An 18,048-nucleotide genomic window follows, 5' to 3' on the forward strand; every position below is an offset into this window, starting at 1 on the left:
TTACTTGGCCAGTCCGGCTGTATTTTGTTCACGCCATATCTTTCTCCAGCTGAAATATCCCATTACCGCCACAATGAACAGGAAAATGGTCAGCACTGCCGTCGGCAGCAGGTGCTTGTGAAATAACAGCGGTACCGCTACCAGGTTAGAGACATTCAGTACCACCCAGTTCTCGATCTTCCTTTTCGCCAGCAGCCACATACCGGCGCAGGCCGTAGCAGATACAAAAGCATCTATTACCGGAACATCTGAATTGGAATAGTTCCTGAGCAGATACCCAAACAGTGCCCAGCCGATTAACGTAATGCCGCCTGTTACCACCCACTCATTTCGTGTAGCCCAACCAACCGGCGTTTCCGGTTCGCTTGCGCTCTTTCTGGCCCAGTGGTACCAGCCGTATACGCTCATGATAAAATAGTAAACATTCAGCGTTGCTTCGGCATACAGTTTAAACTGCTCCCTGGACAATAGGTAGGCATAGATCCCTGTGCTCACCAGTCCTGTAGGATACAGCCAGATACTATTCTGCTTACTGCATATCACACTGATAGCGCCAAACAGTGCCGCTATGATTTCCAGCCAGCTCATTTGGTGTACGCCTTCCAGCAACCCCTGATATAGTGCGTCAAAATTCATCCTGCTAAGTTATATGGCATTATTTCTCTCCCAGTAAACTACCTGATACGTTCCAGGCACTGAAACTGTTTCCTTCTCTTTCTCCCAGGGGGATCTTCACTTTGAAAGTATGTACACCCGGTGTCAGATCGGGCAAAGGTATGGTAACCGGTTCAGTTACACTACCCGGGCACCAGTTGGATCGGCTCAGATCAGAAGAAGAAAGTCCGTTACCGAAATTACCTGATGACGGATTCGATAAACGGAAGTTACCACAGTCCGTTCTCCATGGAATGAAGTGGTATACCCGTTTGCCATCTACAAAGATCTCGTTCAGCTTCTGGTTGAACTCATCTCCGCCGCCCCAGCCACCATGACCGGTAGAAGTATAGCGCAAACGCAGGTTCTTCAGTCCGGCTGGTACATTTACTGTTACCTCCAGAGAATCTTTCCCGAACATGGTCCCATACTCCTGACTGGCCATTTCCATCAGGTTGGTCGTATTGAATATCGGCATGATGAAGTGTTCCTTATGGGTCGTATCCTGGTCATTATCTCCCGGATAGTACTTCAGACGCAGACTCACCTTATGCCCACCTTTATCATAGTTACCCACAAATATGCCGATCCATACCTCGCCGTTCAGACGTGGCTGAAGCTCTGTAATATCCTGACGGTACACCGCAGAATCAGCCCACTGGTATCCTTTGATCTTTACTTTCTGATTGTAGTGATGCACGCCGAACGGTGTAAAGAAGCGCATCAGTTCGAGGGTAGGGAGGTAGTCGTCAGTAGCGGTCACCCCGCGGTATTTCTCATGATATACCGGCAGTGCGTTTACGCCGTTTTTCAGTCCATCCAGGAAAGACTGCTTTTTATCCTTCGGGATCATAAACACGGATCCGGTACGGTCGTACGCATCTCCGTTGGAGTATTGCGCCACTTCTGCAAACACGGTACCTGCGTTCAGCGCAGGCAGGTTTACCTTTTTCAGGATCACGGTTCCGCCGGCATAATGGTAAGTCACGTTCTCCTGCTCTCCGGCCGGGTCATGGTGCTCGTTCCCCCAGCTGATCTGCTCCTGGTTGAAGATACTGATGGTGGTGAACCTGTTTTCTATGACCTGGCGCAGGTAAGTGGCATCATCTACCATCTGTCCCATAGCAACAGGCCATTGCAGTTCTTCGTCCTTGATATTACGCAGGTCCACTTTCGTAGCAATGTATTCTGAATTACCATTACGAATGGATCTTAGTACCAGGCCAAGACCAGGTGCATACCCCTGCACCGGGGTGCCTTTAAACGGTAATGCATTGGTATACCAGACATCTATGCTGTTGGAGCGTACGACCAGTTTCGCCTTTTTACAGGGGTATCCCAGTATGGTGTCGGTACCCGGCACTAATTCAGCCTGTTCGTAATCAGCAAATGCCTTCTTAAATGTCAGCAGGTGTCCATCTTTGTCGCTGATCTGCTGGAAAGTAGCTTTCGCCTTGTTATCCAGCAATTGTAATTCCTTTTTGTTCACTGCGTTCAGCGGCTGAAACCGGGCTCTATCTCCTTTGATGATGAGTTGAATACTGCCATCCGGCATATCCTTACCATTGTACTTAAAAGCATAGGTAACCTCGACGCCGGGTTGTGCAGACCTGGACTGCGCCAGTGCGGTTCCTGTGACGAGCAGGGTCATCCACACGAATGAAAATTTCCTCATAAGTATAAGTGTATCCTATTTATGGCTAAAGATACAGGTATAAATAAAAAAGCACAGTCCAAAGACTGCGCTCTTTTTTAACACTATCATTCTCTCAACTATGGCTTATTCTGCTTCTGCCACTACTTCTTTCACTTCCGGGATCATACGCTTCATCATGCCTTCAATACCGGCTTTCAGCGTGATCATAGAAGATGGGCAGCCTGAACAGGAACCCTGCAGCATCAACGTCACAGTACCGTCGTCGTAATCTTTAAACTGAATAGCACCGCCGTCCATTTCAACCGCTGGTTTCACGTAGTTCTCAAGTAATTCCTTGATACGTTTTACCACATCGGTATCATCTGCACTTACTTCATTGGTTGCGGCAGCTTTTGTAACCACTATTTCTTCTTCGTTAATAACGGGACGGTTATTATCTTCCAGATATTCCTTCAGGAAGGCTTTTATAGTAGGTATAATATCGTTCCAGTCGGTGTCAGGGGTCTTCGTCAGGGTAATGAAATTAGCCATGATGAACACGCCTCTGATAAACGGAAAACTGAACAGCTCAACAGCCAGTGGTGATGGCTTCGCACTCGCTTCATCAGGAAAATCGATGTGCTTACCAGGATACAACAGTTTGTTCGCTACAAACTTCATTGTTTCCGGATTGGGTGTCATTTCTGTATATATACTGATTATGGGATTGCCTGTTTTGATCATAGTACACTAAACTTTTATGATGGGACAAAGGTAGCAACTTTCACTCACAAACTCACCAGAATGAGCCGTAATAGGTATCGAATTTTACAATGCGGATATAGATAAATTTTGATGCATAGGTGCTTTTTTCCGATCCGGACTGCTTTCCGGCACCGTTTGTGCTGCTTAAGGAACTTCACTAACCGCATTCCGTCCCCGGGATTGGTTAAATGATTGGTTTTGTTATTTTCGCAGTTTTCAGGTCTTAACCTACATACTAGTCGAATGTTGAAGTATTTATTGGGTGTTGCGCTGTTGCTAACGGGTATCTTCAGCCGGGCAAAAGCACAATTGCCACCTAAAAGGGAATTTCGTGCAGTCTGGATTGCCACGGTGGAAAACATCGACTGGCCCTCACGGAAGGGTTTACCGGTCGAAACACAGAAACAGGAATTTATTAACCTCCTCGATAAGCATCAACGCAACGGGATGAATGCCGTTATTGTGCAGATCCGCCCGGCGGCCGACGCATTCTACGATTCTCCATTCGAACCCTGGTCCGAATACCTCAGCGGGGTACAGGGACAGGCGCCTAATCCATATTATGATCCCCTTCGCTTTATGCTGGAGGAAACACATAAAAGAGGCATGGAATTCCATGCCTGGTTCAATCCTTACCGCGCAGTCATCCGCAATGCCTCCGCCAATCACATCTCCCGTATGCGCCCGCAGTGGTTTGTGAACTTTGACGGTAAAAAATACTTCGACCCGGGTATTCCCGAAGTCCGTGAATATGTCACCCAGATCATCCGCGACGTTGTACGCCGCTATGATATTGATGCTGTGCACTTTGACGACTATTTCTATCCTTATCCGGTGCCCGGCAGGGAATTCGGCGACAACAATTCCTATCGCCAGTACGGTCGCAACATGATGAAAGATGACTGGCGCCGCTGGAACGTAGACACCATCATCCAGATGGTGAGCAAAATGATCAAGGAAGAAAAGCCCTGGGTAAAATTCGGTATCAGCCCCTTCGGCATCTGGCGTAACAAAAACAAAGACCAGGATGGTTCCTATACTACCGGTCTTTCCAACTACGACGACCTCTATGCCGATGTGCGTAAATGGTTGCAAAATGGCTGGATCGACTACGTAGCCCCGCAACTCTACTGGGAGCGTGGGCACCGTGTCGCTAACTACGAATTGCTACTCAACTGGTGGGCGCAACACGGATACGGCCGTAATGTATACATCGGACATGGAGTATACCGCCTCCGCAGCAATGCTGCCTGGAGCATTCCCAACGAGCTACCCGTACAGATCACGGAAGTCCGTACGCTCAATACCATCCAGGGTAGCGCCTTCTACAGCGCCAAGTCCTTCAATGGCAACCCTTTAGGAATAGAAGATAGCCTCCGTAACCATTTTTATCGCTATCCGGCCCTGCGTCCGGCAATGCCCTGGATAAAAATGCCAACGCCTTTCCCACCATATTTTACAGATGCCTTTGAACGTGCCGACGGCCTGCACCTGCACTGGGCAGATGATGATACCTCTGGGCGTACGCAACAATATGTTATATACCGCTTCAATGCCAGTGAGTCCATCAACCTGAACGATCCGGCGAAGATACTGGCCATCGTCCAGCAAATGCCTGATCCTCAATTCATAGATGCTTCTTACGTAAAAGGCAATCTGTATACCTATGTGATCACCGCCATGAACAGGCTACAAATGGAAAGCTGGGCCAGTGACCCGCTCTATATGCGCCAGTCCGGCCGGAAAACACAATTCATATTTGACCCGGAATAGCGCCGGCTTAACATAAAAGAAGAAGGGCGTTCGCTGACAGCGAACGCCCTTCTTCTTTTATGTTATCTCCATTATTTATATACGGCCTGCACCGGTTTCCCTACAGCGCCATTCGGCATCTGTATATGCAGCATCGCCGCAATCGTAGGCGCGATATCCGCCATACTCACCATATCATTGGTATATCCATGCTTCACATGCCAGCCCATAAATACCAATGGAAGATGCGTATCATAAGGATTCCAGTTACCATGTGTCGTTCCCTTGGATGATCCGGAATACCAGCCTGGTTCAGGAATGATGATCACTGATCCGCAACGTTTTGGATTGTATCCGTTAACAGCCATGCTCTTGATCGGTTCAGGCAGCGGACTGTTTCCCAGGTTTTCCATATCTGCCGCAAACTCAACTCCTGGTAATTTCTGCAGATACTGTACGGTTGCCTTCCTGATCGCATCATAGTCCAGTTTCTTTGCCTCAATGGTCTTCAGATCAAACCCGATATGGTAATTCTCTGCTGTCAGCGCCAGACGTTCTGCTCCAAAACGATCCTTCAGCATGTTATTGAGTCCATCCATCATTTTACCTTCCGGAAGTCCGGCAGGAAGCTGATTCTCCTGCATGAAACCAACTGAATGTGCTGCACCGTGGTCGGCGGACAGGAACACGAGGTAATTGCCTTTACCCACTTTCAGGTCCAGGTAACGGAAGAACGCAGAAAGGTCTTTGTCAAGACGCAGATACGTATCTTCTACTTCTATAGAGTTTGGCCCGTACTTATGACCTACATAATCCGTTGATGCACAGTTGATCGTCAGGAAGTCAGTCACAGCGCCGGCACCCAATTTATAGCCATCAATAGCCGCTTTTGCAAACTCCAGCGTCAGGGTGTTACCGGAAGGCGTGGAGCGCAGACTTCCTTTATCCTTCGGATAAATATCCTGCATGTTGTGCGGGAATGTGGCGGTTGTCTCTCCACTGAAAGTCCCTTCCCAACGCACATCATCAGCAGTACTCTGTACATAACTGTTGATAGGATAGAGGGTATTCCATGGTTTGGACATCAGCGCTGCCGGTACCTGGCGGGCATTGAATGCCTTTACCCATTCCGGCAGGTCTTTCATATAAAAAGAACTGGTCACGAAGCTGGCGTTGCTGTCATCCAGCCAGAAAGCGCCATTGGCAATATGTCCTGCCGGCAGGATAGACGCCCTGTCCTTCAGCGATACGCCCACCACTTTTGAGCGGAAATTGGTAGCCAGTTTCAGTTCATCTGTAATAGTAGAAGCAAGCAGGTTACGGGGAGACATCTTACCTGCATCGGTAGTCGTGCCGATAGGTTGTACGGTTGTATCCTCTGTACAATACCAGTGGCGGCCGGTTACCTGGTCTGTCCAGTCATTACCGGTAATACCATGGATGGCAGGTACAGAACCTGTATAGATAGTGCTGTGACCAACAGCCGTAAAGGATGGTAAGTGGGTGATAAACGTGTTTTCGCAGGTAAACCCTTCTCCCAGCATTCTTTTGAATCCGCCTGTTTCATAGCGGTCATAATAGCGGTAAAGGTAATCCCAGCGCATCTGGTCAACAACGATCCCAACTACAAGTTTAGGACGATCTACCGGCTTCTGAGCCCGGAGTGCTCCTGCCTGCAGCATGGCGCCGGTAAGCGCCAGCGCAGACAATGATTTGCAAATTCTTCTCATGATAGATAATTTCAACAGTAATAAGACCTGACTATTAACGCCTTTGGTGACTTAAGGTTGTTAAATTATCTATCCTTTGAGAATTTAAATTGTATAAATAGTACCAACGGGGATATAAATTTATAAGGGTCCCCGGTCAATACTTAAAATCCAGCTTCGGCAAAACGTACCGGATAATCGGAGATAATACCGTCCGCTCCCATTTCCTGCAGCTTTTTCATCTCAGTAGCTTCCTGCACCGTCCAGGGTACTACCTGGATCTTTTTGCTATGGCAAAGTGACAACAACTCCGGCGTTGTAAACTGATAGAAAGGGTTATAGAACTGCGGCGTAAATCCGAGCAATTCCAGTTGCTGTGCAGGCTTCACCTCTTTATCATAGGTAAGGAAACCCAGCGTCATATCAGGATACCTGCGGTGCAGCACCTGCAATGGACGGGGATCAAATGACTGTACGATCAGGCGTTTACCTAATGGCAGCAGGTTTTTTACCGCCATCAGTTTGTCAATATATTCTTCCGGCACGGGTTGTTCACTGCCATCCGTTTTTGCAGATGACTTGATTTCCAGTAAGTAAACCACTCCTGGCAGCTTGTGTGATTGCGTATATGCTTCCACCGAATCGATCATTTCTGACAGGAGCGGCGCATACGATTTCATTCGCTGCTGTTGCGGAAATTCAGGATATGCCTTTTCTCCGATCACAAACTCACGGATGCGGCTATAGTCCATTTTATAAAAAGTATACTCCGAACGGGAGGCCGCCGGAATCTCTGAGCCATCCGGCATAGTTGTATAAGCAGGATTGAAAGAGGCATCATGATAGACAACCACCTGACCGTCTTTCGTAATGTGCACATCAAATTCGATCGTATTCGCACCCGTCTCTATTGCTTTGATCATCGAAGGGATCGTATTCTCCGGCATCAGTCCCCGGGTTCCTCTGTGTCCTACCTTGTAAAATGTGGGTAACTGCTGCTGTGCTGTCATGGGTTTTGTGGATTTACAGGCGTTCAGACCTGTTGCTGCCAGCAGTACGCCTGCGGCCAGCATTGCTTGTTGTAAAGGTTTCATCGTTTAACGTTTTCCAGCTGTTAAAGTAATATCCGGTGTATCTTTTTACTAAGCCTTCCATGTTAACTGATTATTAATTCGCCCCAGCCTTCATGCAGAGGAAAAGTCCTGCTGCAAGGGCCGCTCCGGCTAATGGACCGATTATCGGGATCCAGGCATAATCCCATCCGTTGCCGCCTTTTCCTTTGACAGGTAATATGGCGTGCATCAGCCGGGGACCAAAATCCCTGACAGGATTGATCGCATAACCTGTTGTACCACCAAGAGACAAACCAATCGCCAGCACCAAAAGGGAAACAGGCACTCCTCCCAATGATCCCATGCCAATTGGTGTCTTGTCAGCACCGAATTCCCCTTTGTCGACGATATAGAAAATGGTGAACAGCAATACAAATGTGCCGATAATCTCACTGATCAGGTTACGCCCGGTATTACGGATAGCCGGGGCCGTACAGTAACACGCCTGGATCAGACCCGGGTCTGCCGTATCATCCAGGTGATCTTTGTACATCAGCCATACCAGGAATGCACCTGACATTGCACCCAGCAACTGGGCGATGACAAATAACGGGAACTGTGCCCAGCTAAGTTTTCCAGCCAAAGCCAGTGCCAGTGATACTGCCGGATTCAGATGCGCACCACTGCTGGGTCCTGCGATTACCACACCGATAAATACGGCCAGTGCCCAGCCGGTGGTGATCACGATCCAGCCACCACCATGGCCTTTTGTCTTGTTGAGGATTACGTTGGCCACTACGCCATTACCCAGCAATATCATCAACATCGTCCCCAGAAACTCTGCTATTAAGGGATTCATTGAAAGCGTTGTTTATCAGTTAGTCATTGGTGATGCACGGTCTCAGATGATAACTATGCACCGCTTACGTGAAATTCTATTTTGCAGCAGGGGCATTTTCCTCCTGCGTGGAAAACTGCGACCAGGCCTTCACGGCTTTAACCGCATGACTCCATCCGCGCACCCATTTGCGCACATCGTCCGCATTACCTTTTGGTGCGAAAGAGTGGTCCACCTGCCATTGACGGGCAATTTCTTCCTGGTCTTTCCAGAAACCTGTTGCCAGTCCGGCCAGATATGCCGCACCCATAGCAGTCGTCTCCGTCACTTTCGGACGAACGACCTGTGTATCCAGGATATCTGCCTGGAACTGCATCAGCAGATTATTATTGGTAGCACCGCCATCCACACGTAACTCTTTGATACTGATACCGGCATCTGCTTCCATTGCCCGCAGCACCTCCATCGTCTGATAGGCAATACTTTCCAGTGCGGCCCTGGCGATATGCGAAGCATTCGTGCCTCTTGTCATACCCACCAGTGTACCTCTGGCATGCTGGTCCCAGTGTGGCGCACCCAAACCGGCAAACGCAGGCACCAGGTATACGCCATCGTTATGTGATACCTTGCTGGCCAGTGCTTCCACTTCTGAAGAAGACCGGATAATACCTAAACCATCCCGCAGCCATTGCACCACGGCGCCGGCAATGAAAATGCTGCCTTCCAGCGCATATTCCACCTTACCGTTTATCTTCCAGGCGATGGTCGTCACCAGATTATTCTGTGAAATGATCGGTCGCTCCCCAATATTCATCAGCATAAAACATCCTGTGCCGTAGGTGTTTTTCACCATACCGGGCGCTGTACACATTTGTCCGAACAATGCCGCATGCTGATCTCCGGCAATACCAGCAATCGGGATAGTTGTGGAGAAGATCGCGGAGGTGGTCTGTCCGATCAGCTCACTGGATTGCTTCACTTCCGGCAGCATTGCTGAGGGAATATCAAACAGCGCCAGTAGCTCTTCGTCCCATTGCTGGGTATGTATATTAAATAACATGGTGCGGGAAGCATTGGTAATGTCCGTCGCATGTGTCTTTCCTTCTGTCAGGTTCCATACCAGCCAGGCATCTACTGTACCAAATGCCAGTAATCCTTTGGCCGCTCTTTCCCGTGCACCCTCCACATTTTCAAGGATCCATCTCACTTTGGTGGCGGAGAAATAAGCATCGATGACCAGTCCTGTTTTCTCTCTGATCAGTTGTTCATGCCCTGCTGCTTTGAGTTGATCGCAATAGGCGGCTGTCCGACGATCCTGCCAGACGATTGCGTTATGGATAGGTTTTCCGGTATGCCGGTCCCATACTACGGTCGTTTCCCGCTGGTTGGTAATACCGATGGCAGCGATATCTGTGCCCCTGAGTCCTGCTTTAGCGACCGCTTCTGCAGCTACGCCCAGCTGACTGGACCAGATTTCATTAGCATCATGTTCCACCCATCCCGGAGAGGGGAAGATCTGCCGGAATTCTTTCTGGGCAATAGCGACGATGGAACCTGCTTTATCAAATATGATGGCTCTTGAGCTGGTAGTACCCTGGTCCAGTGCCAGAATATACCGGGTTATTTCCTTTTCCTTCATATAGTTGAACGTGAAATTTGACTGCTATTAGTTATTAACGGATGGAGATGGTGGTAACAGATAATGAGCGGCAATCGCTGAAAAAGCGGTTACCTGCTCCTGTTCCCAGGCCTTGTCTTTTCCCAGTTCCGCCGCCATGATCGCGGCTACGCCAGGCGCCATTTCAATGGCAGCATGTGCATCGAGTAATAAAGCACGTAAGCGCCGGGACAACACATCATCCACTGTACGCGCCATTTCCTGCTGCACGGCCCAGATCACCTGCGCTTTTATATAAGGTAGTCTGGGGCTCAGTGACTCCTTCAGCTCCGGCCTTGTATTGCTCAGCGATTCCAGTTGTGTGGCATCGCTGCCATATACATCCAGTGGCACCGGTGTTGCATGTCCGGTAGTATATCCATGTATGTGTAAAGTTTCTGTTCCGCAGGGAATAGCCGCCAGACCGACAGTACTGATCGCCATGTCCACCGTGTCTTCCGCCATTTTACGGAAAGTGGTCCATTTCCCGCCGGTGATGGTGATCAATCCGGATGGGGCGACGATGATCTTATGACTACGGGAGATCTCCTTGGTGCTGTCTGTATCTTTTTGCGGAGCAGCCAGCGGTCGCAGTCCCGCATACACGCTCAGCACATCTGCACGGGTAGGGGCTTTTAGCAGATAGCCTGCTGCCGTCTGCAGAATGAAACTGATCTCTGTCTCGAGGGCCTGTGGCTCCAGACTATGTTCATTCAGCGGCGTATCAGTCGTACCGACCAGTACTTTCCCATGCCAGGGCAATGCAAAGAGTACGCGTCCATCAGCTGTTTTAGGGATCATTAATGCACTGGTACTGTTGAGAAAGGACGCATCCAGTACCAGGTGTACTCCCTGACTCGGACGGATGGTGGGTCTGGCGCCCGGTTCGTCCATCTGTAGTACTTCATCAGCAAATACGCCTGTAGCGTTGATCACTGCTTTTGCCTGTAACTGATAGCTTTCTCCGGTTTCCAGATCTGTTGCATGCACACCCTTGATCTTACCTGCTCCGTCTTTCTGTAAACCGCTGACTTTAAAATAATTGAGCAGCACAGCGCCTTTTTCAGCAGCCGTTTGTGCAATATTGATAGCCAGACGGGCGTCATCAAACTGTCCGTCGTGATAAACGATACCACCTTTCAGTTTCTCTCTGCGTATAGCCGGTAACGCTTTGATGACAGCTTCCCGGCCTATGACCTTAGAGGGTCCCAGGCTAAGCCGTCCTGAAAGGAAGTCATATAATTTCAGGCCGATTCCGTAGAAAGGACCCTGCCACCATTTATAATATGGAATGATAAATTCCTGGTCATGTGCGAGATGAGGTGCATTTGCCAGCAGGAGCCCTCTTTCATGCAGCGCTTCTCTTACAAGGCCGACGTCTCCCTGGGCCAGGTAACGAACACCGCCATGTACCAGCTTGGTGCTACGGCTGGATGTTCCTTTTGCAAAATCTGATTGTTCCAGTAACAGGGTGCGAAAGCCTCTTTGTGCGGCATCCATGGCAACACCGAGTCCGGTTGCTCCTCCGCCGATCACAATAATATCCCAAACGACTGATGCCGTATTGCCGATCTGTTGTTTAAAGGTTAACCTGTTCATAGTGAGGAAAATACTTTAATTTTCTTTTAATTGGTTTCAGTTTATTTCATCCACACGAGAAAAAAACATACCGGGCGCTGGCATTCCCGTTAACCGAAAATAGATGTTTTGTTCCTTCCTTTTCAGGAAGTTAATGCATAAACGATCATTTATACATGATATTCCTGACTTTTTGCTAAATATTTTTTCGGATACGATGTGTTTAATTCAACAACATGAAAGTAATTTTGTAACGAATTGGAAGAAGGCATAAGCGTATTTATTCCAAATCTGTTTTAAACAATTTTGCTTTTTTCTACAACTGCTAATTCTTTTACGCATATGTCAATGATCAATATTGCAGAGAGGCACAAATACATTCTTGACCGTTTATCAGAGAAGGGATATGTGAATGTAGTGGACCTCTGCAAGGAACTGGATGTTTCCGGTGTTACCATCCGTAAAGACCTCAAACTGCTTGAAGACAAATCCCTGTTGTTCCGTTCTCATGGAGGTGCGACAGTAAATAATCCGTACATCAACGATAAACCGGTGAACGAGAAGGAAAAGCTTCGCCGGGATGAGAAAAATAATATTGCTATAGCGGCAGCGGCGATGATTGCGCCAAACGACGCTATTATCATATCATCAGGTACGACAGCCCTTGCCCTGGCAAGGAACGTACATCCGAAAGGACACCTGACGGTGATCACACCGGCGCTGAACGTGGCGCAGGAACTGCTGAGACATCCGGAAATTGAGGTGTTACAGCTGGGTGGTATTGTGAGGAATAGTTCTTCCTCAGTAACAGGCACTTATGCAGAGCGCATCCTCGCTGACTTCTCCTGTTCGAAACTGTTCCTCGGACTGGAAGGTATTGATATAGAATTCGGTCTGACCACCACCAACCTGATGGAGGCACAACTGAATGCACGGATGGTAACTGCAGCACAGAAAACAATTGTCCTTGCTGATTCTTCTAAATTTGGCCGTCGCGGTTTCGGGAAAATCTGCGATCTGGAAGATGTAGATGAGATCATTACAGACAGCGGTATATCAGGACACGTGGTAAAAGCCCTTGAAGAAATGGGGATTAACGTCACGATCGTTTAACTTTTTGAAAGGGGAGGGCAGTAGCCTTCCCCTTTTTTATTGGCTTACTCCGGCTTCACTTTTTGATCTGCTTTTTTGCCCCCGGCATCGATGCTCCATGAGATGTCCCGTAGATGCGTCGTATATACGTCGTGTATGAAGCATGTATACCCTTATTTTTGACCCGATAGGGGCCATTCAGGACATATCAATCACAATTCATTCATTATCATCATATTAATAGTTAAACAGTACTTACTCTCCGTCAGCTGGCCGTTTCCTTCGGAGCGCTAGCGGAGGATAAGTATTATCTGACCAATGTATAGTGCCTGACCGGCATTATTTCATCGGCTCTATTATAGCTGTTGCCATCCGGCTTAACACCAACCGCCATAGCATAACAATTCTCTCTTATATGAGATCTTCTCAAGCTATTCCCTTGAAAGCAAGTCGGTTACTTCTTGGTCTGACTAGATAAGTTTCCAACCATTAAATAACTATTTTTACACATGTTCGTCTATTTATCCCCAACACATTAAACATCTTCTTAATCCAACAACTATCCCCAGGCCCCTAAAAAGGGCACATATCCGGTCGCTCCTTATTTAATTCTAACGAATACCTATACTTTTTTAATCTTTTCTAAATTTTTGGGGTTATACAAAACCTTTCGTAAAAAATACCGGCTTCCTTTAGTATCTTTATACCGTTCCCGAAACAATTACGGTACCTCAACCGCCTGGAGTAAGCGGGGAAGGTGTGCCAAGGTCAAAAAATCTAAACGAATGCAAGAAGTGAAGCAATTGCAAGGACTGTATCACCCGGAATTTGAACATGATGCATGCGGAACAGGCTTTACTGCCCACATCAAGGGCCGTAAATCGCATCAGATCATCCGGGACGCGCTGACCATGTTGGAAAACATGGAACACCGCGGTGCATGTGGTTACGAACAAAACACGGGTGATGGAGCAGGTATCCTGATTCAGCTACCTCATGAGTTCCTGTACGACGAATGCCTGAAAATAGGCTTTAGCCTCCCTGAATTTGGAAAGTACGGTGTAGGTATGATTTTCTTTCCAAAGGAACCCCGCTGGCGCGAAGAGTGCCGCGAGATACTGGACCGTGCGGCCGAAAAACTGGGATTGGAAATCCTCGGTTACCGTAAGGTACCTGTACGTCCCGATGGTATTGGTGAAGGCGCTCTTTCCGTAGAACCAGAAATTGAACAGGTATTTATCGCCTGTCCTTATCATATTACGGATAATGACATTTTCGAACGCAAACTCTTTGTACTGCGCAACTATGTTTCCAAAACAGTGCGTAACACCGTACCAAAAGAGAAGGCGCTCTTCTACATTCCTTCCCTGTCTACAAAAACGATTATATATAAAGGTCAGCTGACCACTTACCAGGTACGTCATTATTATGCCGACCTGAGTGATGAGAAAATGGTATCCGCGTTCGCGTTGATCCACTCCCGTTTTGCAACCAATACATTTCCAAGCTGGCGCCTGGCTCACCCTTACCGCTATATCGCGCACAATGGTGAGATCAACACCCTGAAAGGTAACCTGAACTGGTTACGCGCCGGTGAAAAAGACTTCGTGTCCAAATACTTCTCTCAGGAAGAAATGGACATGCTGCTGCCACTGGTGGAAGAAGGCATGTCCGACTCCGCCAGCCTGGACAACGTTGTAGAATTGCTGATGCTCTCCGGCCGCTCCCTGCCACATGTAATGATGATGCTGATCCCTGAAGCATGGGATGGCAACGACGACATGGATCCGGTGAAGAAAGCATTCTACGAATACCACGCCTCCCTCATGGAACCATGGGATGGCCCGGCTTGTATCTCCTTCACAGATGGTAAGATCATCGGTGGTACCCTGGACCGTAACGGTCTGCGTCCTGCCCGCTTCGTTATTACTAAAGACGATCGCGTGATCATGGCTTCTGAAGCAGGTGTACTGCCAATCGATCCTAAGAACGTAAAAGAAAAAGGCCGCCTGCAACCTGGTAAAATGTTCATCGTGGACATGGAACAGGGTCGTATCATCGGTGATGAAGAGCTGAAAAGGAACATCTGCTCTCAGCAACCTTATGGCGAGTGGCTGAATAAATACAAGATCCGCCTGGAAGAACTGCCTGAACCAAGGGTTACTTTCACCCACCTGGAACACGATCAGATCTTCAAATACCAGCGCGCTTTCGGTTACTCCACCGAAGATCTGGACACCATCATCGCTCCAATGGCGCTGGATGGTAAAGAACCGGTAGGCTCCATGGGTACGGATGCTCCCCTGGCTGTACTGAGCGATCAGCCACAGCACCTGACCAGCTATTTCAAACAGCTGTTCGCACAGGTAACCAACCCACCGATCGATCCGATCCGTGAAAAGCTGGTAATGTCTCTTGCTACCTATGTAGGTAACAACGGCAACCTGCTCGACGAAGATCCGCTGCACTGTCACGGTCTGGCCCTTCGTCACCCGATCCTGACCAACTTCGAACTGGAAAAGATCCGTAGTATAGATACAGGTCTGTTCCAGGCGAAAACACTCCATACTTATTTCAGAGCCGACGGTAAACCAGGTTCTCTGGAAAAAGGTCTGCAACGTCTTTGCCGTTACGCGGTGGATGCCGTAGAAGATGGTTTTGAAGTGATCATCCTGTCCGACAGGGCGCTCGACTCCGAACACGCGGCGATTCCTTCCATCCTGGCAGCATCCGCAGTACACCACCACCTGATCCGCAAAGGTTATCGCGGCCAGGTTGGTCTGATCGTGGAAGCAGGAGATGTTTGGGAAGTGCATCATTTTGCTTGTCTGCTGGGCTTTGGCGTAACCGCCATCAACCCATACCTGGCGCTGAGCACTATCCGCGACATGAAACTGTATGACAAACTGGAAACATCCCTCGACGTAGATAAACTGAAAAAGAACTACATCAAGGCTGTTTGTGATGGTTTGCTGAAAGTATTCTCTAAAATGGGTATCTCCACCCTGCAATCTTACCAGGGTGCACAGATATTTGAAATATTAGGTATCAACCGTCAGGTAGTAGACAAATACTTCACCGGCGCCGTATCCCGTATACAGGGTATGGGCCTGGATGAAATTGCCCGCGAAACACTGGCAAAACACTGGATGGGTTACGGCCGTAAGGAAACACCTGTACAGCGCCTGACCACCGGTGGTCTCTATCAGTGGAAGAGAAAAGGTGAATTCCACCTCTTCAACCCGACCACGATCCACCTGCTGCAGTATTCAACCCGTATGAATGACTACGGCACTTTCAAAAAATACTCTAAAGCCGTAAACGACCAGAGTGAAAAAGCAGCTACCCTCCGTAGCCTCTTCTCATTCAAACGTACACGTCCATCTGTTTCTCTTGATGAAGTTGAATCAGCTGAAAGCATTCTCAAGCGTTTCGCTACCGGTGCAATGAGCTTTGGTTCCATCTCTCACGAAGCACACTCCACACTGGCGATCGCCATGAACCGTATCGGTGCGAAAAGCAATACCGGTGAGGGTGGGGAAGACGAACTGCGTTACGAGCAACTGCCTAACGGCGACAGCATGCGCTCTGCCATCAAGCAGGTAGCAAGTGCACGTTTTGGTGTAACAAGTAACTATTTAACAAACGCGGACGAGCTCCAGATCAAGATGGCACAGGGTGCTAAACCCGGTGAAGGTGGCCAGCTGCCTGGTCATAAAGTAGATGACTGGATCGCAAAAGTGCGCCACGCCACCCCTGGTGTTGGTCTGATCTCTCCTCCTCCGCACCACGATATCTATTCCATCGAGGACCTCGCTCAGCTGATCTTCGACCTGAAGAATGCCAACCGCGCTGCTCGTATCAGCGTGAAACTGGTATCCAAAGCGGGTGTAGGTACCATCGCTGCCGGTGTTGCCAAAGCAAAAGCGGATGTAGTACTGATCGCCGGTTATGACGGTGGTACAGGTGCTTCTCCGATCAGCTCTATCAAACATGCTGGTCTGCCATGGGAACTAGGTCTGGCTGAAACACACCAGACACTGGTTAAGAACAAATTACGTAGCCGCGTGACCGTACAGACAGATGGTCAGTTGAAAACAGGCCGCGACATCGCCATCGCTACCCTCCTGGGTGCGGAAGAATGGGGTGTTGCTACCGGAGCACTGGTTGTTGAAGGCTGTATCATGATGCGTAAGTGTCACCTGAATACCTGTCCTGTTGGTGTTGCTACCCAGGATCCTGAACTGCGCAAGCGCTTCAATGGTAACGCCGACCACGTAGTGAACTTCTTCAAATTCCTGGTGGAAGAACTCCGTGAGATCATGGCGGACCTCGGTTACCGCACCGTAAATGAGATGGTTGGTCAGGTAGACAGCCTCCAGTTACGCGATAACATCTCTCACTGGAAATACAAATCTCTCGACCTGTCTCCTATATTATATAGAGAACCAGCTGCTGACGAAACAGGGCTGTACAAACAGGAAGAACAGGACCACGGCATCAGTGAAGTGATCGACTGGAGACTGCTGAAAGCAGCACAGCCGGCACTGGAAAAGAAAGCACGTGTGTTCCAGCAGTTCTCTGTTAGAAATACGGACAGGGCTATCGGTACCATCCTCAGTAACGAGATCTCAAAACGTTACGGCGGACCAGGCTTACCGGAAGATACTATCCACTACAAATTCGTTGGTTCTGCCGGACAAAGCTTCGGTGCTTTCAACACCAAAGGTGTGACACTGGAACTGGAAGGTGAAGCAAACGACTACTTCGGTAAAGGTCTGTCAGGTGCAAAACTGATCCTGTACCCTTCTCCGGAAGCAGGCTTCAAAGCAGAAGAGAATATCATCGCAGGAAACGTAGCCTTCTATGGCGCAACCTCCGGTGAGGCTTATATCCGTGGTAAAGCTGGTGAACGCTTCTGCGTTCGTAACTCCGGCGCTACTATCGTAACTGAGGGCGTAGGCGATCACGGTTGTGAATATATGACCGGTGGTAAAGCTGTCATCCTCGGCGAAACAGGCCGCAACTTCGGTGCAGGTATGAGTGGTGGTATTGCTTATGTATATGATGTAAATGGTTCCTTTGCAGGACGTTGTAACAAGGAAATGATCGACCTCGATCCACTGGATCAGGATGATGCAGCCGAACTACAGGACCTGATCACCAAGCATCATGCTTACACAAACAGTACCGTAGCCAAATTCATCCTGAAAGACTGGGAAAATCAGCTGCGTCACTTCGTGAAAGTATTCCCGAAAGAATACAAGGCTGTACTGAAAGCTGGCAAAGCTGCTGCACAGAAAGTAGAGAAGTAG

Annotated in this window: 11 protein-coding genes; 3 read left to right on the forward strand and 8 right to left on the reverse strand. The window is 48.7% G+C overall.

The window, feature by feature from the left end; all coding sequences use genetic code 11:
* From pnuC to BMZ72_RS17055, 3 genes are all read right to left on the reverse strand, one after another.
* Entirely contained in the window at positions 1-636 is a 636-nt protein-coding gene (pnuC, locus tag BMZ72_RS17045) for a nicotinamide riboside transporter PnuC (protein WP_089810439.1), read from the reverse strand.
* Positions 637-655: 19 nt separating this feature from the next.
* Positions 656-2,329 (reverse strand): PNGase F N-terminal domain-containing protein, encoded by a 1,674-nt coding sequence (locus tag BMZ72_RS17050; protein WP_255373223.1) that lies wholly within the window; start codon positions 2,327-2,329, stop codon positions 656-658.
* A gap of 105 nt (positions 2,330-2,434) precedes the next feature.
* A complete protein-coding gene (locus tag BMZ72_RS17055; RefSeq protein WP_089810441.1) occupies positions 2,435-3,034 on the reverse strand; it encodes a NifU family protein in 600 nt (199 codons plus the stop codon).
* Between the two features lie 264 nt (positions 3,035-3,298).
* On the opposite strand from BMZ72_RS17055, the gene BMZ72_RS17060 reads away from it, so the two are divergent.
* Positions 3,299-4,828: a glycoside hydrolase family 10-like protein gene (locus tag BMZ72_RS17060; protein ID WP_089810443.1), complete on the forward strand. Its 1,530-nt coding sequence runs from the start codon at positions 3,299-3,301 to the stop codon at positions 4,826-4,828.
* Between the two features lie 71 nt (positions 4,829-4,899).
* Here the strand turns inward: BMZ72_RS17060 and pafA are convergent, their stop codons facing one another.
* The 5 genes from pafA to BMZ72_RS17085 all read right to left on the reverse strand — a co-directional run bounded on the left by pafA (position 4,900) and on the right by BMZ72_RS17085 (position 11,662).
* Positions 4,900-6,537, reverse strand: a complete 1,638-nt coding sequence (pafA, locus tag BMZ72_RS17065; protein ID WP_089810445.1) for an alkaline phosphatase PafA — start codon at positions 6,535-6,537, stop codon at positions 4,900-4,902.
* A 143-nt stretch (positions 6,538-6,680) separates the two neighbouring features.
* Entirely contained in the window at positions 6,681-7,610 is a 930-nt protein-coding gene (locus BMZ72_RS17070) for a glycerophosphodiester phosphodiesterase family protein (RefSeq protein WP_089810447.1), read from the reverse strand.
* A 73-nt stretch (positions 7,611-7,683) separates the two neighbouring features.
* Complete coding sequence (locus BMZ72_RS17075; RefSeq protein WP_089810449.1) at positions 7,684-8,427, reverse strand: MIP/aquaporin family protein; 744 nt, start codon at positions 8,425-8,427, stop codon at positions 7,684-7,686.
* A gap of 76 nt (positions 8,428-8,503) precedes the next feature.
* Positions 8,504-10,045 carry a glycerol kinase GlpK gene (glpK, locus tag BMZ72_RS17080; protein WP_089810451.1) on the reverse strand — a complete coding sequence of 514 codons (1,542 nt, stop codon included), beginning with the start codon at positions 10,043-10,045 and terminating at the stop codon, positions 8,504-8,506.
* A gap of 27 nt (positions 10,046-10,072) precedes the next feature.
* The gene (locus BMZ72_RS17085) at positions 10,073-11,662 is read right to left on the reverse strand and encodes a glycerol-3-phosphate dehydrogenase/oxidase (protein WP_089810453.1); all 1,590 of its coding nucleotides are present in this window, start codon (positions 11,660-11,662) and stop codon (positions 10,073-10,075) included.
* A 321-nt stretch (positions 11,663-11,983) separates the two neighbouring features.
* On the opposite strand from BMZ72_RS17085, the gene BMZ72_RS17090 reads away from it, so the two are divergent.
* Both BMZ72_RS17090 and gltB read left to right on the forward strand, forming a co-directional pair.
* Positions 11,984-12,754 carry a DeoR/GlpR family DNA-binding transcription regulator gene (locus BMZ72_RS17090; protein ID WP_089810455.1) on the forward strand — a complete coding sequence of 257 codons (771 nt, stop codon included), beginning with the start codon at positions 11,984-11,986 and terminating at the stop codon, positions 12,752-12,754.
* A 764-nt stretch (positions 12,755-13,518) separates the two neighbouring features.
* Positions 13,519-18,048, forward strand: a complete 4,530-nt coding sequence (gltB, locus tag BMZ72_RS17095) for a glutamate synthase large subunit (RefSeq protein WP_089810456.1) — start codon at positions 13,519-13,521, stop codon at positions 18,046-18,048.

The organism is Chitinophaga sp. YR627 (assembly GCF_900114995.1).
Lineage (GTDB): Bacteria > Bacteroidota > Bacteroidia > Chitinophagales > Chitinophagaceae > Chitinophaga.